This is a genomic window from Enterobacter cloacae complex sp. IR53030 (genome assembly GCF_049238365.1).
Classification (GTDB): Bacteria; Pseudomonadota; Gammaproteobacteria; order Enterobacterales; family Enterobacteriaceae; genus Enterobacter; species Enterobacter kobei.
Window position 1 is genome coordinate 59,265 of the sequence record NZ_JBMKHA010000015.1, and the last position, 22,109, is coordinate 81,373.

Below are 22,109 nucleotides of genomic sequence, written 5' to 3' on the forward strand. Positions count from 1 at the left end.
CGTAGCCGCCACCGGGCTTATAAGCTCACCATTTGCTGAATGTGAGTAACGGCAAAGAGTAAAGACAGAGACAGCACAGCGAGCGCGATCAGGAACTTATCCCGCACCGCTTTCGGCTGCACAAAATCATCCTGCGCCACGTCCATCAGGTTACGGCTGCGGGTATAGCGCCACAAAATGAAGGCTACCAGCGCCAGCACAACAATCGAGATCCAGAATGGCACCCCGGTCCGGTGCCAGTTGTGCTTGATCGCCAGAGCAATCAGCGCGCCATACCCCAGCAACGTGCGCAGCCATGCGAGCGACGTCCGCTCCGGCTGCAGGCCAGGGTCCGCTTCGCGTCGCGCTTTGCGGCTATCCGCCATAGAACACCAGCACCATCACCACGCCTGCCACCGTCAGCAGGATCGCGCTGATGATGAGTAACCCGCGCGTATAGGGTAAATCCTGCTTCAGACGCATCGCCTTCTCATTGCGCAACCAGCGCAGATAGCCGTAAATCGCCAGCACGCCTGCGAACAGGCACAGAAGCAGCGCCAGTACTTCGCGGATCAGCGGCGTGGCGAAATCAGGTGCGAGCTGATCGAGGCCGACACCTGCAGCCAGAAAGCCCAGCGCCGTGCGGATCCACGCTAAGAACGTGCGTTCATTAGCCAGAGAGAAGCGATAATCCGGCGCTTCACCGAGGCGGGAAATTTTCATGGAGGTTCCTTGTCGAGCTACGGGCAGGCTTCAGCATAGCGTAAATCGACCAGGACAAGGAGACCGGCATCGGGGGATGCCGGTCAGGAAGGTTAGTGCAGTTCCGGCCAGTACTCTTTGTTGGCTTCGATCAGGTCATCCAGAATCGCTTTCGCGACTGACGCGCTCGGCACGGTTTTCGACAGGGTAATCGCCTGCCAGAGTTTCTGATACGAACGCTGCTCCCAGGCATCCACCACCAGTTTTTCCACCGCCACCTGCTGGCTCATCAGCCCTTTCTGGAAGTGTGGAATATCGCCAACCGTGAGCGGCTCCGGTCCGTTATGGCCCACCAGACACGGAATTTCCACCATCGCATCGGCATCAAAGTTATGAATGGCACCGTTGTTTGGCACAATCAGCAACATGCGTTCCTGGGTGTTAAAGGCAATCGCGGTCGCCAGATCAACGATGTACGACGCATGTTCGTCGATTTCCAGCTCCCCGGCGGCGGAATTACCCGCTTCGATGATCGCCCGACAGGAGCTGAACACATGTTTCTCGCGGTGATCCATGACTTCATTGGCGCGGGTCCGTTCCGGGTTAGAGTGCGCAACAACGTAGTCCGGGAACAGATAGTATTTCAGATAGGTGTTCGGCATGGTGTCCGGATCCAGCGCCTGCACATCTTTTGCTTTGGCAAAGGTATCGTTCCAGCTTGCTTCGGTATGCGCATCTTCAGAAGGCGGAACATAGCCGTATTTCGCCACGTATTCGCGCAGTTTCGGCATTAAATCGTTACCGTTGAGATCTTCAATCGAGGTCCACCAGCCGAAGTGGTTCAGACCGTAGTAGCGCACGCGCATCTCTTTGCGGTCTTTCAGGCCAACGATCTGCGCCATGCGTCCTTCGATGCCAATCGGCATATCGCAGATGTTGAGGATTTTGGCATTCGGACGCAGGCGGCGCGTGGCTTCCGCGACAATCGCCGCCGGGTTGGAGTAGTTCAGCATCCACGCATTCGGGGAGTACTGCTCCATGTAATCTACCAGCTCCAGCACGCCGCCGATCGAGCGCATGCCGTAGGAAATCCCACCTGGCCCGCAGGTTTCCTGGCCCAGCACGCCGTGGCGCAGCGGGATTTTCTCATCTTTTTCACGCATCGGGTATTTGCCGACGCGGATATGCGCCATCACGAAATCCACATCGGTAAACGCCGCTTTAGGATCGGTGGTGTAGCTAAACTCAATCTCCGGCGCCTGCTCTCTAAGGATGATTTTGCACGCTTCGGCGATGGTCTCCTGACGTGCGCCGTCGTTGTCATAAAACTTCAGGGCGCGCAGCGGGAAACGGTCACGGTTGGCTAACAGCATCAGGACGATACCAGGCGTAAAGGTGCTGCCGCCGCCTGCAATGACAACTGAGAATTTTTTCATGATATAGCCTCTGTCAGGGTGGTTTGTTCATTCGTTAAAGGGGTTTTCATCAGCGATTCCAGCTGGTCACGCACCTGAGGAACGTGCAGACCGACAATCACCTGAATGCCGTTGCCGCGTCGCACCACACCGTGTGCGCCCAGGGCTTTGAAGACGTCGTCGCTTTGGGTTTTCGCCATATCCACCAGCGCGATACGCAAGCGGGTGGCGCAGTTGTTGATGCTTTCGATATTGGCCGCACCGCCGAGCGCCTGCAGGAATCCGGCGGCCTGTCCGACCTGCTGGCTGGCCGCCGCCGGGGCAGTGGTTTGCCCGCGTGCCGCCTTATAGTCGGCCTTGCTGTACAGTTTGATTTCGCTCTCTTCCCGGCCCGGCGTTTTGAGGTTCAGACGCACAATCAGCGTTTTGAAAACCATGAAGTAGAGGCCGGTAAAGCAGACGCCGATGCCGATTTGCGTGAAGACCGTTGAGGCGTGGTTATGGAACATCGGGATCCAGTTTTGCGGCAGGAACTGGTCCAGCAGGCCGCCGCCCATGTTGCCGACCACACCAAAGGTGTACATCACCGTTGCCATGGTGGCCGCCAGCACGGCGTGAACGGCAAACAGCAGCGGCGAGATAAACAGGAAGGTAAATTCGAGCGGTTCAGTAATGCCCACCAGCACGGCAGTGAGCGTGGCCGGGACCAGCAGCCCCGCCACTTTGACGCGGTTTTCCGCTGAGGCGGTGTACCAGATCGCCAGCGCAATCCCGACCGAGCCAAACACCTTGGAGTTGCCGTGGAGCGCGAACCCGCCTTCGGGGAAGAGGGTTTTCAGCGGCAGGGTACTCTGGCTGAATTCCTGCAGATGCTGCGCCCAGTAGACCTGAATACCGCCTTCCACCGCCGCCGGGCCGAAGATGAACGGGCCATAGACGAAGTGGTGCAATCCGGTTGGGATCAGAATGCGTTCCAGGAAGGTGTACACCCACACGCCCAGCGCACCGGCTGAGCGCAGGAACGCCTGTAGGGACTCAATGCCCATCTGCACTTTCGGCCAGCCCAGCAATGTCAGCCAGGCGCAGGGGATCATGACGAAAAACGCGAGGATAACGACAAACGAACTGCCCTGGAAAATCCCCAGGAAAACCGGCAGCGGCTTGTCGAAATAGCGGTTGTGGATAGCGGTCACGATGCCAGAAATCACAATGGCACCGATGATGCTGGTATCGAGCGTTTTGATCCCGGCAATCATCGCCAGCCCGCTTCCCGCCGTGGGTTCGGCGGAGAAATCGACGCCGAAGAAGTGACCCCAGGTCATCCCCATCGCGTTGATGAAGTAGTTCCAGGTCAGGAAGCTAATCAGCACCGCCAGACAGGCGCGGCCCTGCGCCTGCTTTGCCAGGCCAATCGGTAAACCGACGGCGAAAATCAGCGGCATATTGCGAAATACCGCCCAGCCGCCCTCTTCAATAATGTGAACGATCTGCGCGAAAAGATTATCAGGGGCCGTTAAGGCTTCGCCGACAAACAGCGGGTTGCGAAGCATAATGGCGATTCCCACCACGATCCCGGCAAACGGAAACAGCAACACCGGGGTAAACATGGCACCGCCAAAACGTTGTATTTGACTGAGCATTTTTAAATCCTCACGTAACAACCTGTAGGGGGTAGAGGCCGTTATGGTTTTTTGCTGGCCTGAGGTGAGCATAAGAACTTACTGATACGCGAACATGGCGTGCCGTTGCGATTCGTGATCGCATTCATGGTTTTATTTTGACCAGTGAGGTCTACTTTTCGTTGTAAATATGAACATGTGAAGACGTAACCGACGCCATGATGCGGGCAGAGAGGTCTACTGGTGATCTACAAATCTATTGCCGACAGATTGCGGCTGCGGCTGAATTCGTCGGACTACAACATCGGCAGCCCGCTACCGGGTGAGAAAGCGCTGGCGCAGGAGTTCGGCGTGGCGCGCATGACCATCCGCAAGGCGCTGGATCTGCTGGTGAGCTGGGGGCTGGTTGAGCGACGGCACGGCAGCGGCACGTTTGTCTCGCGTAAGGACGTTCACCACGAAACCACGAATCTGACCGGGCTGGTGGAGGTGCTGCGTCAGCAGGGAAAAGAGGTGCAGAGTAAAGTGTTGCAGTTTGAAGTGATGCCCGCGCCACCCGCCATCGCCAGCCAGCTGCGGATTCAGGTCGATGAGCGGATCTACTTTTCCCGGCGGGTACGCTACGTGGACGGGAAGCCGCTGATGCTGGAGGACAGCTTTATGCCGGTGAAGCTGTTTCGCAACCTCTCGCTGGCGCATCTGGAAGGGTCAAAGTTTGATTACATCGAGAAAGAGTGCGGGATCACCATCAGCGGCAACTATGAGAGCCTGACGCCGGTGCTGGCAGATAAACAGCTGGCCGGTTACCTGAACCTGCCGGAACAGACGCCGCTGCTGCGAATCACGTCACTTTCCTACAGCGACAGCGGCGAGTTCCTCAATTATTCCGTGATGTTCCGTAATACCAGTGATTACCAGGTGGACTACCATCTGCGGCGCATCCACCCGGAAGTGCTGCTAGCTCATCCCCCAGAACAGCACCGCCAGTAGCTGCGGCGTGATGATGCGCAGGAACATTACCAGCGGGTAGACGGTGGCATAGGAGAGTGCCGCTGCACCACTGGTGGCATGCAGGTTATTGGCAAACGCGAGCGCAGGGGGATCGGTCATGGAGCCCGCCAGCATGCCGCACAGCGTCAGGTAGTTCATTTTGGCGAACATCCGCGCCAGAATGCCTACCGTCAGCAGCGGGATTGCCGTGATAAATATGCCGTAACCGACCCAGCTCATCCCTTCGCCCTTGATCAGGGTATCGACAAAATCCCCGCCGGATTTCAGCCCGACCACTGCCAGAAACAGCACGATGCCCAGCTCGCGCAGCGCCAGGTTGGCACTCGGCGGCATAAACCAGTAGAGCTTACCAATACAGCCGATGCGCCCGAGGATCAGCGCCATAATCAGCGGCCCGCCTGCCAGGCCCAGCTTAAGCGCCACCGGGAAGCCCGGCACGTACAGTGGAATGGAGCCCAGCAGCACGCCCAGGCCGATGCCGATAAACACCGGCAGCATCTGTACCTGCTGCAGTTTTTGCTGGGCGTTACCCACCATATCCGCCACCGCGTCAATTGACGACGGGCGACCAACCAGGTTGAGGATATCCCCGAACTGCAGGCTGGCTTCCGGGCTGGCGACCAGTTCAACACCCGCGCGATTCAGACGGGAGATAACCACGTCATAGCGTTCTTTTACCTGCAGATCGCGTATTTTTTTGCCGAGAACATGCTCATTGGTCACCACGACGCGTTCCACCCGCATATCGGTGCCGCGCGTGGAGAGCGAGGTGTCCACTTCCTGACCAATGACCAGTCGCGCATTGTTTAAATCCCCGGGCTGGCCGACCAGATGTAGCAGATCGCCTTGCTGAATAACGGTGCCGGGCGCGGGCACCATCAGCATATCGTCACGCTTAAGGCGGGAGCAGATGATGTTGGCGCTGTTCAGGATCGGTACGTCCTGAATCGCCATATTATTCAGGTTGGGATTATCGACGCGAATGTTGATGGTTTTGATGGGCATATGGCCGTTGGTCAGCGTGGTTTCGTGATCTTTGGCCTCTGATTCGACGTTAACGCGAAACAGTACGCGTACCAGCCACATGGAGAGCAGAATGCCACAGATGCCAAACGGATAGGCCATGGCGTAGCTCATCCCCATCTGGTCGACAATGCCGGGTTGAATCCCCAGATCGCGCAGGATTTGCTGGCCCGCACCGAGCGCCGGGGTGTTGGTGACCGCGCCGGAGAAAATGCCCAGAACCACAGGAAGGGGAATATCAAAGATTTTGTGCAGAATCGCGGTGACCAGCCCGCCCATGACCACAATGCCGAACGCAAAAAGATTGAGCCGTAGTCCGGAGACACGCAGGGAGGCAAAAAAGCCAGGGCCTACCTGAATCCCGATGGTATAAACGAACAGGATCAGGCCGAACTCCTGAACAAAGTGGAGCATTTCAGCGCTCAGAGCCAGCCCGAGCCGATCGGCAAAATGCCCGACAAAAATGCCGCCAAACAGCACGCCACCAATGCCAAACCCGACGCCGCGGATTTTGATATTGCCTATCCATAGTCCCACAACAGCGACCAGGGCCAACACGCTAACGGTTAACGCGATATCACTCATGATCCACTCCCTGCCCATAACCTTAGTTATATCAGGGATTCTCTCAGAGCCGTGGGGCGTTGTATGGGCGATGGCGCACAAAAAAGCCCTGCCGTGGCAGGGCCTTATGCGGTCTGTGAGCGGTGTCGGGTGGCGGCTACGCCTTACCCGACCTACAGGTTCGGCGGGCTTGTTAACTGTTCAACGCCGGCCGCTCGCTAATGGCGATACGCTGCGGCGCGATGGCTTCCGGCACGTTACGGGTCAGATCGATATGCAGTAGCCCGTTGGTAAAGGTCGCACCGGACACGTCCATATGGTCTGCCAGGGTAAAGCTCAGGCTAAACGGCTGATTAACCAGCCCCTGATGCAGCCATTGAGTCTCGGTCTCCTGTTTTTCCGGCGTCCCTTTCACGGTCAGACGGGTACCTTCAAGCTGGATCTCCAGATCCTCCTGGCGGAAACCGGCCAGCGCAAGGGTGATGCGATAGTGGTTATCGTCACTTTTTTCAATGTTATACGGCGGAAACGTCTGGTGCTCAGTCGTGCTTTGCAGGGCGTTAGCCAGTTTGTCAAAACCAATCCACTGACGCAGCAGAGGGGATAAATCATAGTTACGCATACTAAATCTCCTTCTAAGAAGCGAGTTCGGCACAGTTTAATTTTGTGCGCAGTTGTTCCTGCAAATCCTGATGGATTCGCATATGCTCCCGTTACGGCAAGCAAGTCTGTGTGGGCCGCGCTTGCGACCCCCGTGATTAGTTAATTTCGATACGGCGCGGTTTTTTCTCTTCCGGAATCACGCGTTCCAGTTCGATAAACAGCAGGCCGTTAACCAGGTTCGCGCCCTTGACGTGAATGTTCTCGGCTAACTGGAACTTGCGTTCAAAGTTACGCTCGGCGATGCCCTGGTAGAGGTAGGTACGTTCTTTCTGCTCGGCCGTATGGGAACCTTTCACCACCAGCAGGTTGTCCTGCGCGGTGATCTCCAGTTCGTTTTCTGCAAAACCGGCAACGGCAATCGCGATGCGGTAGTGGTTTTCGTCAACCAGCTCGACATTGTATGGAGGGTAGCCATTGCTCTGGCTTTGGTTATTTTCTAAATGGTTAAACAGGCGGTCAAAACCAATTGCAGAACGGTATAGCGGAGAAAGATCGAAGTTACGCATAAATAAAACTCCTGAAATCAGCGAGAAATTATAGCCTTCCACCATGGACAGGCCTTTGTGCCCCCGAACGCCCATCAGGCGCGTTCGTTATCGGGTCACATTCTTAAAATGGGTCTGGAACCGGGCTTTTCAAGACTATTTATGTGAGATTTTTTTGCACTTTGCTGGTTGTCGCATAGACTCTGGGACAACAGCACAAAGGGTTAAATTGCGATGACTGCCACAGTGCGGGATTATCGAGCTATCCATTTCGGATAAGGCTCGCTATAACCCTGAGTTGCAGGTCTATGCAGTAACATTAACGATGACTGAGTGATGATGAAAAATGTTCTGATAAAGCTGACGACGTTCAGCGGGGTAGTTTTACTTTGCGGGTGTTCGAGCGTGATGTCTCACACCGGCGGTAAAGAAGGAACATATCCGGGGACGCGCGCCAGCGCGGCGATGATCTCCGATGACGATACCAACTGGGGCACCAAATCCCTGGTTATCCTGGATATGCCGTTTACGGCAGTAGCGGATACGCTTCTGCTGCCGTGGGATGTATTCCGTAAGGATGACTCCGTACGTTCACGGGTAGAGAAAAGCGAGCAGGAAAACCTGGCGACCAACGCCGTCATTCCGCCCGCCGAGATGCCTCCGCGCTAGTTCTGTGCGGTTTCCGTTATCCAAAGCTGACGGAAACCGCCCGTCTCTTCCATCCATGCAATAACGCGCCCGTTCGGGGAAAACACGACGGCATCCGCAGAAGGTGGATTGCCGTGATCGGACGTCAAAAACGTCACCTCTCCGGTCTGTGCGTCGCAGCACGCAATCCGATTTTCGAGCACAAATCCCAGCATCTTCCCGGACGGGTGCCAGTTGAACGCAGACTGGATATCGCGCTCAGCGTGGGTGAGCTGGCGCGGCTCGCCGCCCTCAGGCGAGATCAGCCACAGCTGCACAACGCCGTTATCATCACGCATCAGAAACGCGATTTGTGTCGCCTGCGGGTTACTGCGCACCCAGTGGCGCGGCACGTTCACCAGACCCGGATAGCGGTTGTGGTGCGTGAAGGTTAACCGACGCTGCATCACGCCCGCTGGCGGCGCAGGCAGCATTTCTGGCGTTCCCTGCAGCGGCGCATCACCCGCACGTTTCCAGCCCTGTTCATCTACTGGCAGGTTAACAATGAACAGTTCAGGCACTTTTTCGCCCTGTGCTGAGAGGGTATCGCCGATAAACGCCAGCCTGTCGTTGCCCACCCAGCCCTCTTCGTAGGCGCGATTGATTTCGTCGCTGCCCGGTTGTGGGTTAGGCGTCGTGCGGCTGACCAGCACGCTCCAGAAGGTTCCCGGATATTCACGCGGATGGTTCCCCTGTGGATTCACCGGGCCGAAAGGCGCCGCCACGCCAACGTTGCGTAAATCGAGCTTCGGATCGCGCATATGCATGACATGGTCGTTATAGGTAAAGCTGACCAACTGCCCGTTCGGGCTGAAGACATGTACGTGGCTGCCACCGCGCAGCGCGCCTGGAGTATAGGGCGCGGTGATATCCATCGCATCCAGATTGCTTACCTGACCGTGATGCGCAATCACCCCCTGGCGATGATGAAAATCGTAGCGCCAGTCCGCATCCGGGTGTTTCGGACCGTGGATAAAGACGTATTCATCCTGTGCAGGATGAACGGTCACCACGCCAACGTGCGCGCCGTCCGTCGCGCGATAAATCACCTCGACCTCGCCCGTGCCTACATTAACTCGCTCGATGGTTTCACCGGTGAACGACGCGCCTGACGGACGCACGTCATAGACCAGCCACTGGCTGTCCGGCGTCCAGGTATTGATATTAGTAAGCTGGTGGTTGCGGGAAGCGAAGGTGATTTGTTTCATGAGGATACCCTGATGCGCAGTTATCGCATCAGGGTAAAACATCCGTGTGGATTAGCCTACTCGTTTCACATCGCCTACCAGCAGTATGTAAGAAAGCGCGCCAATCAACGCCACGGCGGAGATGTAAACCAGCGCCGGGCCAAAACCGTAATCCTGAGCCAGATAACCAATGACCAGCGGCACGGTAATTCCACCCAGCCCGCCAACGAAGTTGAACACACCGCCGGTCAGACCGATCAGCCGCATCGGTGCCAGGGACGACACCAGCGACCAGGTAATCGATGCGAAACCATTACCAAAGAACGCCACTGCCATCAGGGTCATTATCCACACCGGATCGTTGGTATAGTTGGCACCCATGATGCAGGTGGAGATCAGCAATCCGCAGATAATCGGTGTTTTACGCGCTACCCCCAATGAGAACCCTTTTTTTACCAGCTTATCCGCCAGCCAGCCCGAGAGCAGGACACCGAAGAACGCGGCAAGGAACGGTACGGTGGTCATAAAGCCCGCCTTCAGCGCGGTGATCCCCTTCTCCTGCGTCAGGTAGTTTGGGAACCACGTCAGGAAGAACCACAGCGTGGACGTCACCGCAAATTGCCCCAGGTAAACCCCCACCAGCTTACGGTGGAAGACCAGCTTCCAGTCGGCTTTGGTCAGCGGCTGGCGCGCCTCTTTTTTCACGGGCGCATCACCATCCACCAGGCCGCCGCCGTCGCGGATATAGTCCAGCTCTGCTTTGCTGATGCTTTTGGTCAGGCGCGGCGGCTGATAGACCTTAATCCAGATAAACGACCAGATGATGCCGATCCCACCGGTAACAATAAACACCCAGTGCCAACTCAGCAGTTCCTGGATCCAGATTAACAATGGCGTCAGGAATGCCAGACCAACAAACTGCCCGGAGGTGTAAAAGCCCACCGCGGAGGCACGTTCGTGTTCCGGGAACCAGCTGGTCACCATGCGGTTATTGGTCGGGAACGCGGGTGCTTCAAATATCCCGGTGATGGCACGCAGACCGATCAGCGACATTAGTCCGGTCGTGAAGCCCTGGAACAAGGTCGCCACGGACCAGCCAAAAATAGCGATAAAATAAGTCAGACGTGAACCCACGCGGTCAAGGAACCAGCCGCCCGGGATCTGGCAAAGCGTATAGAGCCAGGCAAACGCCGAGAAGACATAACCCATTTCCGCTTTAGTGATACCAAACTCTTCCTGAATATGGGCCGATGCCACGGCAAGGTTGGCGCGGTCAACATAACAAATGACCACGGTAATAAAGATCATCAACAGCGTCAGGTAACGGCGACGCCCGGTTTTTGCAGCAGTAACTGGAATATCCATCGCAATCTGTCTCCAGATTTTGGGCATAGCGAAGCCGCTCACCATGCCCTGTAGTTTCAGAGGGTGTTATTATTTTTTTATTTAAAAACGTAGCCAGAATGCGCTAAATAATTCGTGCTGGGGGAAGGCGGCAAGTTTTCGCATCCCCGGGAGCATACAAAAGTATGTGACCGGGGTAAGAAAGCGCAGCCAACGCCTCACCAGCGCGAAGTATGACGCGCATTTACCACTCGGCGACTGAACCGTCTTCATGCCGCCATAACGGGTTACGCCAGTCCGGCGCATGTTTACTCAGCTCAATAACTTTGGCTTCGTCAATTTCAACACCCAGACCCGGTTTCGTTAACGGTTTAAAGAATCCGCCTTCCATGCTGAAGTCTTCTTTGTTTTTCACAAAATCGAGCAGTTCCGCGCCTTTGTTATAGTGAATCCCCATGCTTTGTTCCTGGAACACGGCATTGCGGGAGACAAAATCGACATGCAGGCAGGCCGCCAGCGCGATTGGTCCGAGCGGACAGTGCGGAGCCAGCGCCACGTCGTAGGCTTCTGCCATGCCGGCAATTTTGTAGCATTCGGTGATACCGCCCGCGTGGGAGAGATCCGGCTGCAGGATCGCAATGCCGCCCGCTTCGAGCACCCGTTTAAATTCAAAGCGTGAGAACATCCGTTCGCCCGCCGCGATAGGAATGTGCGTCTGTTCAGCCAGCTTCGGATAGTATTCGGCCTGCTCGGCCAGCACCGGCTCTTCGATAAACAGCGGGCGATATGGTTCCAGTTCTTTAATGAGCACCTTCGCCATCGGTGCGCTGACACGCCCATGAAAATCCAGACCGAACTCAATCTCGTTGCCGAAGGCTTCACGGATTTGCGCCACGGTATTTACCGCCCGGTCTACCGCGCGCGAGTTGTCGATGACGCCCATCTCTTCGCAGCCGTTGAGCTTGAAGGTGTCAAAACCGATGTTGCGCAGCTGTGTAATGCCGTCGATCACTTCCGCAGGGCGGTCGCCTCCGACCCAGCTATAGGCTTTGATTTTGTCGCGCACCAGGCCACCCATCAGTTGCCAGACCGGGGCGTTCAGCACTTTACCTTTGATATCCCATAGCGCCTGGTCGATACCGGCGATAGCGCTCATGAGAATCGGACCACCGCGGTAGAAACCCGCGCGATACATCACCTGCCAGAGGTCGTTAATGCGTGCCGGATCCTGCCCAATCAGATATTCCCCCAGCTCATGCACTGCAGCTTCAACGGTGCGGGCTCGCCCTTCAATCACCGGCTCGCCCCAGCCCACAACACCTTCGTCGGTTTCGATTTTCAGGAACATCCAGCGCGGGGGTAAACGGTACGTGGTGAGTTTGGTTATTTTCATTTCACTGCCTCTCGATACGCTTTCACAAATGCTGCCGCCTGCTGTGCGGTACGTTCAACGGGCTGTCCGGCGCGATAAAGATCGCTGCCCAGCCCCGCGCCCACACAGCCAGCGCTTATCCACTGGCCCAGGTTTTCTGGCGTAACGCCACCCACGGCAAAGACCGGCACGCTGGCGGGCAATACCGCCTTCAGCGCTTTGATGTAATCCGGACCAAAAGCCGAGGACGGGAAAATTTTCAGCGATTGCGCGCCCGCGTCGAGGGCAGTAAACGCTTCTGTGGCCGTCGCGCATCCCGGACAAACGGTCATGCCGTAACCCACCGCACGGCGGATCACCTCAGGATGGATGTTCGGGGTGACGATGAGCTTGCAGCCCATCTTTGCCAGCTGGTCCACCTGCTCCGGTTGTAAGACGGTCCCCGCGCCAATCAGCGCTTTATCACCAAACGCATCCACCACGGCCGGAATGCTCTTTTCCCATTGTGGGGAGTTGAGCGGAATCTCCACCGCGTCGAACCCGGCGTCTATAACTGCGCCGACGTGCGCTAACGCCTCATCGGGCGTGATACCGCGCAAAATCGCGATAAGGGGAAGGTCAGTTTGCCACTGCATGAGCGATGCTCCTTATTCCTGCCTGAAATGCCGTGTCGCCGGGTACCGTTGAAACGGTAAGCCCAACAGCGCGGAACGCCTGTTCGTAGCGTGACGTTAGCGATGCGCCTGCGACAATCGTGATGGCCTGCTCGTGCGCGATGAAGTCACGCATGCTGGCGACCTCAGCGCCAATCAGCAGGCCCGAGAGAAATTCACTGACCTGCTCGCGCGGGAGATCGCCCAGCACGTGCGAGGCGCGAACCTCAAAAAGTTGCGGCAAAACGACAGGACAGGCGTTCCCACGCGCCAGACCAGCAGCAAACGCCTCTGGCGAGGATTTTTGCTCCGGCAAACCCGCCCCCACCAGCGAATGGTTGAGCAGCAAATGATGCAGCTCGCCGGTCATCACGGTGCGAAAGTCGTGGATTTGCTCAGCATCCGCCTGGACCCACTTGCAGTGCGTTCCGGGCATAACGTAGACAGAAGAAGGAGATAGCGTGCGCGCGCCAAGGAGCTGCGTCTCTTCGCCGCGCATCACGTTGTGGTTATCGTCGCGAGAAACGCACAAACCGGGAATAATCCAGATATTGTCGCCTACGGACGTTAAACGATCGCCAATAGCGGAGAAATGGGCGGGAACAGGCAGATAAGGCGCGGTTTTCCAGCCTACGTTACTTCCTACCATACCCGCCATGACTACCGGCGTGGCGCTATCGCGCCAGTTTTGCGTCACTTCTGCTAACACCGCCTCAGGGGATTTACCGTTCAGGCGCGTTACGCCTGCTTCTGATTGCCTGCTCTCCAGGCACTGCTCGTCCTGGTACAGCCAGGCGCGCAGATTGGTCGAACCCCAGTCAATTGCGATGTAGCGAGATGTCATGTGATTTCCTTCAACCTTCGTGTCGAGCTGGCAATCATGGTAAGTGCCGCCTGCTCTGCCGCATTGCCATCCTGATGCCGTATCGCATCAAACAGCGCTTTATGTTCCTGGAGCGTTTTTGGCATGTTGGCCTCATCACCCATCCAGGTACGTTCAAATACTGCTCGCTGTAGCGAGCTGATCGCCACGCTAAGCTGCTGTAATACCGGGTTATGTACCGACTGCAACACCGCTTCGTGATAGCGAATATCAGCCTCATTGAACGCTTCCCGGTTCTGGTTATTGGCAATCATGTCGTTTAAAGCCGACTCGATTTGTGCCAGGTCGCCGGACGTTGCCCGTTCCGCTGCCCAACGTGCGATTGCCGGTTCCACCAGATTTCGGACTTCACTCATCGCGCCGATAAGCCGCGGGTCGTAATCGTTTTCCAGTACCCACTGCAATACGTCGGTATCGAGGTAGTTCCACTGGTTGCGCGGGGCAACAAACGCGCCGCGATACCGTTTCATTTCAATCAGACGCTTCGCCATCAGCGAGCGGAACACTTCCCGGATGATGTTGCGCGAAGTTTCAAATTCCTCACACAGTTCAGCCTCTGCTGGCAGTGGCGAACCGGGAACGTATTTCCCCCCGACAATCTGGGTGCCCAGCGTAATGACGATGCGATCGGTTTTATTGAGAGTCATGGAGAGTCCTTGTGCTCTTTGTGTACATGACTACTTTACCGCGACCGCCGAATTTCACCTCACTTTTGCAGTACAAACGTGAGGGAGTTCGTCTTTGCCATGGCTTTAATGTAGTACAATCATTCAATGTTGTACTACAATCAAGATCACAAAAAGAACAATTCAATAAATTCAGCGCAAAAAAAAGCCCCGGTTGATAACCGAGGCCGATGAATGCAAACAGGCGTTACTGCAGCACAAACTTCTCGATGGCGTACGCCACACCGTCTTCCAGATTGGATTTGGTGACGAAGTTAGCCACGTCTTTCACCGACGGGATCGCGTTATCCATCGCGACGCCCATCCCCGCAAATTCAATCATCGCGATGTCGTTTTCCTGGTCGCCCAGCGCCATGATTTCCTCAGGTTTAATACCCAGCGCGTCAGCCAGTGATTTTACACCCGTGCCTTTATTGACGCGTTTATCGAGAATTTCGAGGAAGTACGGCGCGCTTTTCAACACGGTGTACTTCTCTTTGACCTCTGCCGGAATACGCGCGATGGCTTTATCCAGGATCTCCGGCTCATCGATCATCATCACTTTCAGGAACTGCGTCGCCGGGTCCATTTTCTCGGCTTCACAGAAGACCAGCGGAATGGTCGCAACGTAAGATTCATGCACCGTGTAGTAGCTGATATCGCGGTTGGCGGTGTAGAGCGTATTGCGATCGAGCGCGTGGAAGTGAGAGCCCACTTCACGGGAAAGTTTTTCCAGGAAGAGATAGTCGTCGTAGCTCAGTGCCGTTTGCGCAACCGTGCTGCCATCTGCGGCTTTCTGCACCAGCGCGCCGTTATAGGTGATGCAGTAATCACCCGGCTGGTTCATGTGCAGCTCTTTCAGGTAACTGTGCACGCCCGCATACGGACGCCCGGTGGTCAGTACCACATTCACGCCCTTCGCGCGTGCGGCAGCGATCGCGTTTTTAACGGCAGGAGAGATAGTGTGGTCTGGCAGCAGCAGCGTGCCATCCATGTCGATTGCAATGAGTTTGATAGCCATGAGTTCCCCAGGATAAATGAGTGCTGTCTCATGCTAACGCGATTAAGCACACAAAAATAGAGCTACATTGCGCAACAGAAGTGCCCCTTTTACCCGCATCCCGGGGAATAATGCCTTACTCGCGGGTCAGGACAATTTTGCCAAACGCACCGCGATCCAGGTGTTTAAGCGCCTGTTCGAGTTCATCAAAGCGGTAGCGATGCTCGATCACAGGTTTCAGTCCCGTCACATCCACAGCGCGGACGAAATCTTCCAGCGCCCGGCGGTGCCCGACGCCAATCCCCTGAATGACCGGAGATTTCAGCAACAGTTCGCCAGCGGACAGCGAAATCTCACTTCCGGCCAGCACGCCAATAACAGAAATACGCCCGTGAACGGCAACGGCACGCAGGGAATGCTTCAGGTTCTCTCCCCCCACGGTTTCGATAATATGGTCGATGCCGCGATCCTGCGTGAGCGCCAGGGTATTTTCAGCCCAGTCGCCTTTCAGCCGGTTGATGCCCTGGGTGGCGCCCAGTTTTTTGGCCAGCGCCAGTTTTTCATCGCTCCCCGAGGTGACAAACACCTCTGCGCCGTGCGCTTTTGCGATCTGCAGGGCGAATATCGCCACGCCGCCCGTCCCCTGCACCAGTACCGATTGCCCGGCACGTAACTGACCGCGCTCCACCAGCGCGAACCAGGCGGTAAGCCCTGCGCAGGGCAGCGTGCTGGCTTCTGCATCGTCCAGAGTGTCCGGGGCGGCCACCAGCGCGTCTTCCTTCACAATCACATACTCGGCCAGCATTCCCTGGAAATAGCCGCCGGAGGTTTTATAGGGCAAATTGCGCGCGTCCGCCTGCGGCCTGCCGTCGATCCACTCCGGGAAGAAAGTGGAAATGACGCGAGCGCCGGGTTTGAAACGTGTTACGCCTTCGCCCGTGCTGTCCACCACGCCCGCCATGTCAGACGCAGGGGTAAACGGGAAGGTAAGCGGAATCGGCATCGTGCCTTCAATAACCATTTTATCGCGATAGTTAAGTGCAACGGCATTTACCCGTACGCGCACTTCACCCGGGCCAGGCGTTTGAACAGGTTCCTGAATGAGTCTGAGGTTCTCGCGCCCGAGGTCATTCATGGACCAGCGTTGCATTGTCTCTGTCATAATTTACTCCTGCCATCTATTAAGCTTCAGTTCTGACAGTCTACCGTTGACTTAATCTCTCCAGTGGCGATAAGTTTTCTCTTTATTGACGCCACAAAAGATACAATTCATGAGCGATACGCTGAAGGATATCCCTGTTTTTGTCGCCGCCGTGGAGGCGGGAAGTTTTGCTCAGGCCGCCATCCGTCTGCATTTGTCACGCTCGGCGGTAGGAAAAAGCATCGCTCGCCTTGAACAGCGTCTTGGCGTTCGTCTGTTTCAGCGAACCACCCGTAGCCTGAAGCTGACCGATAACGGCGCACTTTTTTATGAACGCTGCCTGCGCGCGCTGGAGGAGATTCGGGGCGCAGAATCGTTGCTTGAGTCCGGGAGACAGCAGATCCGTGGCCGCCTGCGCGTCGCCATGCCGGTTCTGTTTGGCCGTCAGTGCGTTGCCCCTTTGCTGATAGAACTGGCGCAGGAGCACCCCGGTCTTGAACTGGAAATGTCGTTCAGCGACCGCGTGGTGGATCTCGTGGAGGAAGGATTCGATATGGCGGTACGTAACGGCACGCTTCAGGACAGTAGCATGCTGGTCGCCAGAAGGCTGGGGGAGCACCGGATGGTGCTGTGCGCCGCGCCGGATTACCTGCTGGAGAGGGGCCAGCCACAAAGCGTTGCGGATTTAGCACACCATGCAGCCATTAACTATCTGCGCGCAGGCAGAGTTTTGCCCTGGGAGCTGATGGATAACGAAGGGACGTCGCACACCTTTACTCCCCGCTCCTCACTCAACATGGACGACTTGCAGGCTATCTGCGATGCGGCGCTGGCCGGACACGGCATTGCGTGGCTGCCCTGCTGGATGGCCAGCAGAGAAATTCATCAGGGAAAACTCATCCCGCTGTTAAAGCAGGCACCGGAAGTGCGCTTCGACGTTCATGCAGTCTGGCAAAAGACGCCACATCTGCCACTGAGAGTCAGAATTGCCGTCGATATGCTCGCCAGCCGTTTACCGTCAGTGCTGTCGCTGGATTTGTCTGCGGCCATAAAAAAGCCGCGCTAAATGCGCGGCCTCAGTAAAGCAATCTCACTACGATTAAATATCGATATTCGCCGCTTTCAGCGCGTTCTCTTCGATGAAGGCACGGCGTGGTTCAACCGCATCGCCCATCAACGTCGTGAACAGCTGGTCGGCTGCAATCGCATCTTTCACGGTGACGCGCAGCATACGACGGCTTTCTGGATCCATGGTGGTTTCCCACAGCTGATCCGGGTTCATTTCGCCCAGACCTTTATAACGCTGGATAGAAAGACCGCGACGGGACTCTTTCACCAGCCAGTCCAGCGCCTGCTCGAAGCTGGCTACCGGCTGACGACGTTCGCCACGTTCGATAAACGCATCGTCTTCGATCAGACCGCGCAGCTTCTCGCCGAGGGTGCAGATACGACGGTATTCCGGACCGGTCACGAATTCGTGCTCCAGCGGGTAGTCGGTGTCGACGCCGTGGGTGCGCACGCGAACAATCGGCTCGAACTGATGGGCCGCGTTCTGCTGAACGTCAAATTTCCACTGGCTACCGTGCTGCTCTTTCTCGTTCAGCTCGCTCACCAGGGTGTTCACCCAGCGGGTAACTGCCTGTTCGTCGCTCAGTTCGGCTTCAGTCAGGGTTGGCTGATAGATCAGCTCCTTCAGCAGCGCTTTCGGATAACGACGCTCCATACGACCAATCATTTTCTGAGTGGCGTTGAACTCAGAAACCAGACGCTCCAGCGGCTCGCCGGCCAGTGCAGGGGCATGAGAGTTCGCGTGCAGGGTTGCACCGTCAAGCGCGATCGCGATTTGGTACTGATCCATCGCATCGTCATCTTTAATGTACTGTTCCTGCTTGCCTTTCTTCACTTTGTACAGCGGTGGCTGTGCAATGTAGACGTGGCCACGTTCAACGATTTCCGGCATCTGACGATAGAAGAAGGTCAACAGCAGCGTACGGATGTGCGAGCCGTCGACGTCCGCATCGGTCATGATGATGATGCTGTGATAACGCAGTTTGTCCGGGTTGTACTCGTCACGCCCAATGCCGCAGCCCAGCGCGGTGATAAGCGTCGCTACTTCCTGAGAAGAGAGCATTTTGTCGAAGCGCGCCTTCTCAACGTTGAGGATTTTACCCTTCAACGGCAGGATTGCCTGGTTCTTACGGTTACGGCCCTGCTTCGCAGAACCGCCCGCGGAGTCCCCTTCCACAAGGTACAGTTCAGAGAGCGCCGGGTCGCGTTCCTGGCAGTCAGCCAGCTTGCCTGGCAGACCCGCTAAGTCCAGAGCGCCTTTACGACGGGTCATTTCACGGGCTTTACGCGCAGCTTCACGAGCACGTGCCGCGTCAATAATTTTGCCGACAACGATTTTCGCGTCAGACGGGTTTTCCAGCAGGTATTCGCTCAGCAGTTCGTTCATCTGCTGTTCAACCGCCGATTTCACCTCAGAAGAGACCAGCTTATCTTTGGTCTGTGATGAGAACTTCGGATCCGGCACCTTCACGGAGACAACGGCAATCAAACCTTCACGGGCATCGTCGCCGGTGGCGCTGACTTTCGCTTTTTTGCTGTAGCCTTCTTTGTCCATGTAGGCGTTCAGGGTACGGGTCATCGCCGCGCGGAAGCCCGCCAGGTGCGTACCGCCGTCACGCTGTGGAATGTTGTTGGTGAAGCAGTAGATGTTTTCCTGGAAACCATCGTTCCACTGCAACGCCACTTCAACGCCGATACCGTCTTTTTCTGTGGAGAAGTAGAAGATATTCGGGTGAATTGGCGTTTTATTCTTATTCAGATACTCAACGAACGCCTTGATCCCGCCTTCATAGTGGAAGTGGTCTTCTTTATTGTCACGCTTGTCGCGCAGACGAATCGACACACCGGAGTTCAGGAACGACAGTTCACGCAGGCGTTTCGCCAGGATGTCATACTCGAATTCGGTGACGTTGGTGAAGGTTTCGAGGCTCGGCCAGAAACGCACCATGGTACCGGTTTTGTCGGTGTCGCCAGTGACGGCCAGCGGTGCCTGCGGCACGCCGTGCGTATAAAGCTGACGGTGGATTTTGCCTTCACGCTGGATAACCAGTTCCAGCTTCTGCGACAGGGCGTTAACCACGGAGACGCCTACGCCGTGCAGGCCGCCGGAAACTTTATAGGAGTTATCGTCAAACTTACCGCCTGCGTGCAGAACGGTCATGATCACTTCCGCAGCAGAGACGCCCTCTTCCGGGTGAATACCGGTTGGGATGCCACGGCCATCATCAGTGACGGAGACGGAGTTGTCCGCATGGATGGTGACCACGATGTCTTTACAGTGACCCGCGAGCGCTTCGTCGATAGCGTTATCTACCACCTCGAATACCATGTGGTGCAGACCGGTGCCGTCATCCGTGTCGCCGATATACATACCCGGGCGCTTACGCACCGCATCCAGCCCTTTCAGGACTTTGATACTGGAGGAGTCATAAGAATTCGACATCAACGTTTCTCGCTCATTTCAACTTGGGTTAATCCGTTATTTTACCCTTTTCCACGGTAAACATCTTCGAATTTTCGTCCGACATGTCCATAACGTGTTCAGCGCTAATCGCGCTGACGAAAACCTGCGACTGCGTGGCTTTTAAGCGGCTGGCAAGCAGCCCGCGCCGCGCGTCGTCAAGTTCCGAGGCAAAATCATCTATCAGGTACAGGCAGCGTCGCCCGCTCTCGCGAGTGAGGAACTCTCCCTGCGCCAGGCGCAGTGCGCACATCAGGAGCTTGAGTTGCCCGCGCGACAATGTGTCTTCCACCGGCGCACCGTCGGCACGAATGCGGAAATCCGCCTTGTGCGGGCCGTGCGCGGTGTAGGTCAGCATGCGGTCGCGCTCGAAGTTTCTCTCTAACACCTCGGCATAATCCGTCTCTTTCTCCCAGCCGCGCTGGAAGGAGAAGGTGAGAGAGAACTCGGGTAAAAACTGTTTGCAGGTGTCGGCCATGTCTTCGGCGATACCTGCGCTGTATTCGGCACGCCAGCGGCTGATCTGTTCCGCGAGAGGGATAAGCTCCAAATCCCACGGGCGCAGCTGGGCGTAACGGGTGACCTGGCGCAACGCGGCGTTACGCTGCTTGAGCAGGCGCTTCAGGTTGCTCCAGGCGTTAAAGAAACCGGCTTCGTTGTGAAAGCATCCCCAGTCGAGGAATGCTCTTCTGTATTTGGGGCCGCCGTTGAGTAAAGTAAACCCCTCGGGCGTAATCAGCTGCATCGGCATGAGCAGCGCCAGCTCCGCCACCTTGTGGCCGTCGGTGCCGTCGATGCGTACCTTGCTGTCGCCCTGCTTGTCTTTGGTCAGGCCAATGGCGGTTTCTCGCTCCGCCCCCTGCAAACGCCCATGCAGAACAAAAGATTCCTGCTCGTGGCGAATGACGCGGCCAATCTGCAAACTGCGAAACGCCCGACCATGGCCGAGCGTGTAGATGGCTTCCAGCACGCTGGTTTTGCCACTGCCGTTTGCGCCAACCAGGAAGTTAAAGCCAGGGGAGAGAGCGAGATCCGCGCTTTCGATGTTGCGAAAGTCGCGGATCAACAGACGGGTGAGCGACATTACAGTCTCATTGGCATGACAACATAAGCCGCGCTTTGGCTGGCAGCATCTTCAATCTGTACGCTCGATACGGAGTCGGTCAGCAGAATGCGCACGTTCTCGCATTTCAGCGCGTTCAACACGTCCAGCACATAGCTGACGTTGAAGCCGATTTCCATCTCGGTTCCGGCGTAGGTGACGTCCAGAATCTCTTCTGCCTCTTCCTGCTCCGGGTTATTGGCGGTGATTTTGATCTGGTTTTCACTCACGTACAGACGCACGCCGCGAAATTTCTCGTTAGAGAGAATGGCGGCACGGGCAAACGCCTGCTTGAGGCTATCGCAGCCCGCTTCCAGTGTCTTGTCCGGGTTCTTCGGCAATACGCGGCGATAATCCGGGAAACGGCCGTCAACCAGCTTCGAAGTGAAGACAAAATCGCCCACATGCGCGCGGATGTTATTGCTGCCGATCTGCACGCGCAGCGGCGTATCGCCACCGTCGAGCATACGCATCAGCTCAATCACCCCTTTACGCGGCACGATCACCGAATGGTTTGGCAGCGAGTCGCCAATCGGCATAGAACAGACCGCCAGACGGTGGCCGTCGGTCGCTACGGTACGCAGCTCTTCGCCTTCGGTTTCGAACAGCATGCCGTTTAAGTAGTAACGAACGTCCTGATGCGCCATGGAGAACTGCGTGGCTTCAATCAAACGCTTCATCGTCGCCTGCGGCAGGGTGAATTCAACTTCACTCTGCCAGTCGTCCAGGTTCGGGAAGTCTGCAGCAGGCAGCGTGGAGAGCGAAAAACGGCTGCGGCCAGAGCGCACCAGCATACGATCGCCTTCCAGCTGCACGGCAATTTCAGCACCTTCCGGCAGCCCACGGCAGATATCAAAGAATTTACGTGCCGGAACCGTGGTCGCGCCCGCGTCGTGCGGCTGCGTCAGCGTAACGCGCGCGATCATTTCCATTTCCAGATCTGTACCGGTCAGCGACAGCGTACCGTCCGCGACCTGAAGCAGCAGGTTTCCGAGAATAGGCAGCGTTGGGCGGCCACCTAATGGGCCACTCACCTGTTGCAGCGGTTTTAATAAATGTTCACGTTCAACGGTAAATTTCATAGC

At 56.5% G+C, this 22,109-nt stretch carries 21 protein-coding genes and 1 other annotated feature; of the genes, 3 read left to right on the plus strand and 18 right to left on the minus strand.

Going from position 1 to position 22,109, the window contains the following annotated elements; genetic code table 11:
- Positions 1-17 precede the first annotated feature (17 nt).
- The 4 genes from ACOTXR_RS15890 to ACOTXR_RS15905 form a co-directional block, all read right to left on the minus strand.
- On the minus strand, positions 18-365 hold the full coding sequence (locus ACOTXR_RS15890; RefSeq protein WP_023331677.1) for a DUF202 domain-containing protein: 348 nt from the start codon (positions 363-365) through the stop codon (positions 18-20).
- On the minus strand, positions 355-702 hold the full coding sequence (locus tag ACOTXR_RS15895; protein WP_014068263.1) for a YidH family protein: 348 nt from the start codon (positions 700-702) through the stop codon (positions 355-357). The genes ACOTXR_RS15890 and ACOTXR_RS15895 overlap by 11 nt, the downstream gene beginning before the upstream one ends.
- 92 nt (positions 703-794) lie before the next feature.
- Positions 795-2,117 (minus strand): 6-phospho-alpha-glucosidase, encoded by a 1,323-nt coding sequence (locus ACOTXR_RS15900; protein ID WP_058690212.1) that lies wholly within the window; start codon positions 2,115-2,117, stop codon positions 795-797.
- Positions 2,114-3,736, minus strand: coding sequence for an alpha-glucoside-specific PTS transporter subunit IIBC (locus ACOTXR_RS15905; protein ID WP_014881918.1), 1,623 nt, complete (start codon positions 3,734-3,736; stop codon positions 2,114-2,116). Before ACOTXR_RS15905 ends, ACOTXR_RS15900 begins: the two co-directional genes overlap by 4 nt.
- Positions 3,737-3,958: 222 nt before the next feature.
- On the opposite strand from ACOTXR_RS15905, the gene ACOTXR_RS15910 reads away from it, so the two are divergent.
- On the plus strand, positions 3,959-4,705 hold the full coding sequence (locus ACOTXR_RS15910; protein ID WP_045281354.1) for a GntR family transcriptional regulator: 747 nt from the start codon (positions 3,959-3,961) through the stop codon (positions 4,703-4,705).
- Here the strand turns inward: ACOTXR_RS15910 and ACOTXR_RS15915 are convergent.
- The 3 genes from ACOTXR_RS15915 to ibpA form a co-directional block, all read right to left on the minus strand.
- Positions 4,673-6,334 carry a putative transporter gene (locus ACOTXR_RS15915; protein ID WP_014881916.1) on the minus strand — a complete coding sequence of 554 codons (1,662 nt, stop codon included), beginning with the start codon at positions 6,332-6,334 and terminating at the stop codon, positions 4,673-4,675. The two genes, ACOTXR_RS15910 and ACOTXR_RS15915, sit on opposite strands and share 33 nt — an antisense overlap.
- A 172-nt stretch (positions 6,335-6,506) precedes the next feature.
- Positions 6,507-6,935, minus strand: coding sequence for a small heat shock chaperone IbpB (gene ibpB / locus ACOTXR_RS15920; RefSeq protein ID WP_023331674.1), 429 nt, complete (start codon positions 6,933-6,935; stop codon positions 6,507-6,509).
- Between the two features lie 136 nt (positions 6,936-7,071).
- On the minus strand, positions 7,072-7,482 hold the full coding sequence (gene ibpA, locus ACOTXR_RS15925) for a small heat shock chaperone IbpA (protein WP_008500162.1): 411 nt from the start codon (positions 7,480-7,482) through the stop codon (positions 7,072-7,074).
- Positions 7,476-7,547 (minus strand) — a sequence feature (ROSE (Repression Of Heat Shock gene Expression) occurs in the 5'-region of heat shock genes and acts as an RNA thermometer to modulate expression.). (Overlaps the previous gene by 7 nt.)
- A 250-nt stretch (positions 7,548-7,797) precedes the next feature.
- Here ibpA and ACOTXR_RS15930 point away from each other — a divergent pair.
- On the plus strand, positions 7,798-8,130 hold the full coding sequence (locus tag ACOTXR_RS15930; protein ID WP_014881914.1) for a YceK/YidQ family lipoprotein: 333 nt from the start codon (positions 7,798-7,800) through the stop codon (positions 8,128-8,130).
- Here the strand turns inward: ACOTXR_RS15930 and ACOTXR_RS15935 are convergent.
- The 8 genes from ACOTXR_RS15935 to ACOTXR_RS15970 form a co-directional block, all read right to left on the minus strand.
- The gene (locus ACOTXR_RS15935) at positions 8,127-9,356 is read right to left on the minus strand and encodes a DUF3748 domain-containing protein (protein ID WP_023331672.1); all 1,230 of its coding nucleotides are present in this window, start codon (positions 9,354-9,356) and stop codon (positions 8,127-8,129) included. The two genes, ACOTXR_RS15930 and ACOTXR_RS15935, sit on opposite strands and share 4 nt — an antisense overlap.
- A gap of 51 nt (positions 9,357-9,407) precedes the next feature.
- The gene (locus tag ACOTXR_RS15940) at positions 9,408-10,745 is read right to left on the minus strand and encodes an MFS transporter (RefSeq protein WP_058690211.1); all 1,338 of its coding nucleotides are present in this window, start codon (positions 10,743-10,745) and stop codon (positions 9,408-9,410) included.
- Between the two features lie 178 nt (positions 10,746-10,923).
- Positions 10,924-12,072, minus strand: a complete 1,149-nt coding sequence (gene dgoD, locus ACOTXR_RS15945; protein WP_024907394.1) for a galactonate dehydratase — start codon at positions 12,070-12,072, stop codon at positions 10,924-10,926.
- Positions 12,069-12,686: a 2-dehydro-3-deoxy-6-phosphogalactonate aldolase gene (locus ACOTXR_RS15950; protein WP_032635239.1), complete on the minus strand. Its 618-nt coding sequence runs from the start codon at positions 12,684-12,686 to the stop codon at positions 12,069-12,071. Before ACOTXR_RS15950 ends, dgoD begins: the two co-directional genes overlap by 4 nt.
- A complete protein-coding gene (locus ACOTXR_RS15955) occupies positions 12,670-13,548 on the minus strand; it encodes a 2-dehydro-3-deoxygalactonokinase (protein ID WP_014881909.1) in 879 nt (292 codons plus the stop codon). Before ACOTXR_RS15955 ends, ACOTXR_RS15950 begins: the two co-directional genes overlap by 17 nt.
- Positions 13,545-14,234, minus strand: coding sequence for a D-galactonate utilization transcriptional regulator DgoR (gene dgoR / locus ACOTXR_RS15960; protein WP_014881908.1), 690 nt, complete (start codon positions 14,232-14,234; stop codon positions 13,545-13,547). Before dgoR ends, ACOTXR_RS15955 begins: the two co-directional genes overlap by 4 nt.
- A 226-nt stretch (positions 14,235-14,460) precedes the next feature.
- Positions 14,461-15,273 carry a sugar-phosphatase gene (gene yidA / locus ACOTXR_RS15965; protein ID WP_014881907.1) on the minus strand — a complete coding sequence of 271 codons (813 nt, stop codon included), beginning with the start codon at positions 15,271-15,273 and terminating at the stop codon, positions 14,461-14,463.
- Between the two features lie 115 nt (positions 15,274-15,388).
- Positions 15,389-16,414, minus strand: a complete 1,026-nt coding sequence (locus ACOTXR_RS15970; RefSeq protein ID WP_058690210.1) for a zinc-dependent alcohol dehydrogenase family protein — start codon at positions 16,412-16,414, stop codon at positions 15,389-15,391.
- A gap of 109 nt (positions 16,415-16,523) precedes the next feature.
- Between ACOTXR_RS15970 and ACOTXR_RS15975 the strand changes: the two genes are divergently transcribed.
- Complete coding sequence (locus ACOTXR_RS15975; RefSeq protein ID WP_058690209.1) at positions 16,524-17,459, plus strand: LysR family transcriptional regulator; 936 nt, start codon at positions 16,524-16,526, stop codon at positions 17,457-17,459.
- Positions 17,460-17,492: 33 nt separating this feature from the next.
- On the opposite strand, the gene gyrB is transcribed toward ACOTXR_RS15975, so the two are convergent.
- From gyrB to dnaN, 3 genes are read right to left on the minus strand one after another with little or no spacing between them, the layout of a single operon-like run.
- On the minus strand, positions 17,493-19,904 hold the full coding sequence (gene gyrB / locus ACOTXR_RS15980) for a DNA topoisomerase (ATP-hydrolyzing) subunit B (RefSeq protein ID WP_058690208.1): 2,412 nt from the start codon (positions 19,902-19,904) through the stop codon (positions 17,493-17,495).
- A gap of 28 nt (positions 19,905-19,932) precedes the next feature.
- Positions 19,933-21,006 carry a DNA replication/repair protein RecF gene (gene recF, locus ACOTXR_RS15985; protein WP_014881903.1) on the minus strand — a complete coding sequence of 358 codons (1,074 nt, stop codon included), beginning with the start codon at positions 21,004-21,006 and terminating at the stop codon, positions 19,933-19,935.
- On the minus strand, positions 21,006-22,106 hold the full coding sequence (dnaN, locus tag ACOTXR_RS15990; protein WP_010426557.1) for a DNA polymerase III subunit beta: 1,101 nt from the start codon (positions 22,104-22,106) through the stop codon (positions 21,006-21,008). The genes recF and dnaN overlap by 1 nt, the downstream gene beginning before the upstream one ends.
- Positions 22,107-22,109: the final 3 nt, after the last annotated feature.

Excerpts from the sequence above, each read along its gene's own strand:
- ACOTXR_RS15950 (WP_032635239.1), bottom strand. The coding sequence starts at position 12,686 with ATGCAGTGGCAAACTGACCTTCCCCTTATCGCGATTTTGCGCGGTATC.
- recF (WP_014881903.1), bottom strand. The coding sequence starts at position 21,006 with ATGTCGCTCACCCGTCTGTTGATCCGCGACTTTCGCAACATCGAAAGC.
- ACOTXR_RS15895 (WP_014068263.1), bottom strand. The coding sequence starts at position 702 with ATGAAAATTTCCCGCCTCGGTGAAGCGCCGGATTATCGCTTCTCTCTG.
- ACOTXR_RS15890 (WP_023331677.1), bottom strand. The coding sequence starts at position 365 with ATGGCGGATAGCCGCAAAGCGCGACGCGAAGCGGACCCTGGCCTGCAG.
- ACOTXR_RS15975 (WP_058690209.1), top strand. The coding sequence starts at position 16,524 with ATGAGCGATACGCTGAAGGATATCCCTGTTTTTGTCGCCGCCGTGGAG.
- ACOTXR_RS15935 (WP_023331672.1), bottom strand. The coding sequence starts at position 9,356 with ATGAAACAAATCACCTTCGCTTCCCGCAACCACCAGCTTACTAATATC.
- ACOTXR_RS15915 (WP_014881916.1), bottom strand. The coding sequence starts at position 6,334 with ATGAGTGATATCGCGTTAACCGTTAGCGTGTTGGCCCTGGTCGCTGTT.
- ACOTXR_RS15905 (WP_014881918.1), bottom strand. The coding sequence starts at position 3,736 with ATGCTCAGTCAAATACAACGTTTTGGCGGTGCCATGTTTACCCCGGTG.
- ACOTXR_RS15955 (WP_014881909.1), bottom strand. The coding sequence starts at position 13,548 with ATGACATCTCGCTACATCGCAATTGACTGGGGTTCGACCAATCTGCGC.
- gyrB (WP_058690208.1), bottom strand. The coding sequence starts at position 19,904 with ATGTCGAATTCTTATGACTCCTCCAGTATCAAAGTCCTGAAAGGGCTG.
- ACOTXR_RS15940 (WP_058690211.1), bottom strand. The coding sequence starts at position 10,745 with ATGGTGAGCGGCTTCGCTATGCCCAAAATCTGGAGACAGATTGCGATG.
- ACOTXR_RS15930 (WP_014881914.1), top strand. The coding sequence starts at position 7,798 with ATGATGAAAAATGTTCTGATAAAGCTGACGACGTTCAGCGGGGTAGTT.
- dgoR (WP_014881908.1), bottom strand. The coding sequence starts at position 14,234 with ATGACTCTCAATAAAACCGATCGCATCGTCATTACGCTGGGCACCCAG.
- dnaN (WP_010426557.1), bottom strand. The coding sequence starts at position 22,106 with ATGAAATTTACCGTTGAACGTGAACATTTATTAAAACCGCTGCAACAG.
- ACOTXR_RS15900 (WP_058690212.1), bottom strand. The coding sequence starts at position 2,117 with ATGAAAAAATTCTCAGTTGTCATTGCAGGCGGCGGCAGCACCTTTACG.
- yidA (WP_014881907.1), bottom strand. The coding sequence starts at position 15,273 with ATGGCTATCAAACTCATTGCAATCGACATGGATGGCACGCTGCTGCTG.
- dgoD (WP_024907394.1), bottom strand. The coding sequence starts at position 12,072 with ATGAAAATAACCAAACTCACCACGTACCGTTTACCCCCGCGCTGGATG.
- ibpB (WP_023331674.1), bottom strand. The coding sequence starts at position 6,935 with ATGCGTAACTATGATTTATCCCCTCTGCTGCGTCAGTGGATTGGTTTT.
- ACOTXR_RS15970 (WP_058690210.1), bottom strand. The coding sequence starts at position 16,414 with ATGACAGAGACAATGCAACGCTGGTCCATGAATGACCTCGGGCGCGAG.
- ibpA (WP_008500162.1), bottom strand. The coding sequence starts at position 7,482 with ATGCGTAACTTCGATCTTTCTCCGCTATACCGTTCTGCAATTGGTTTT.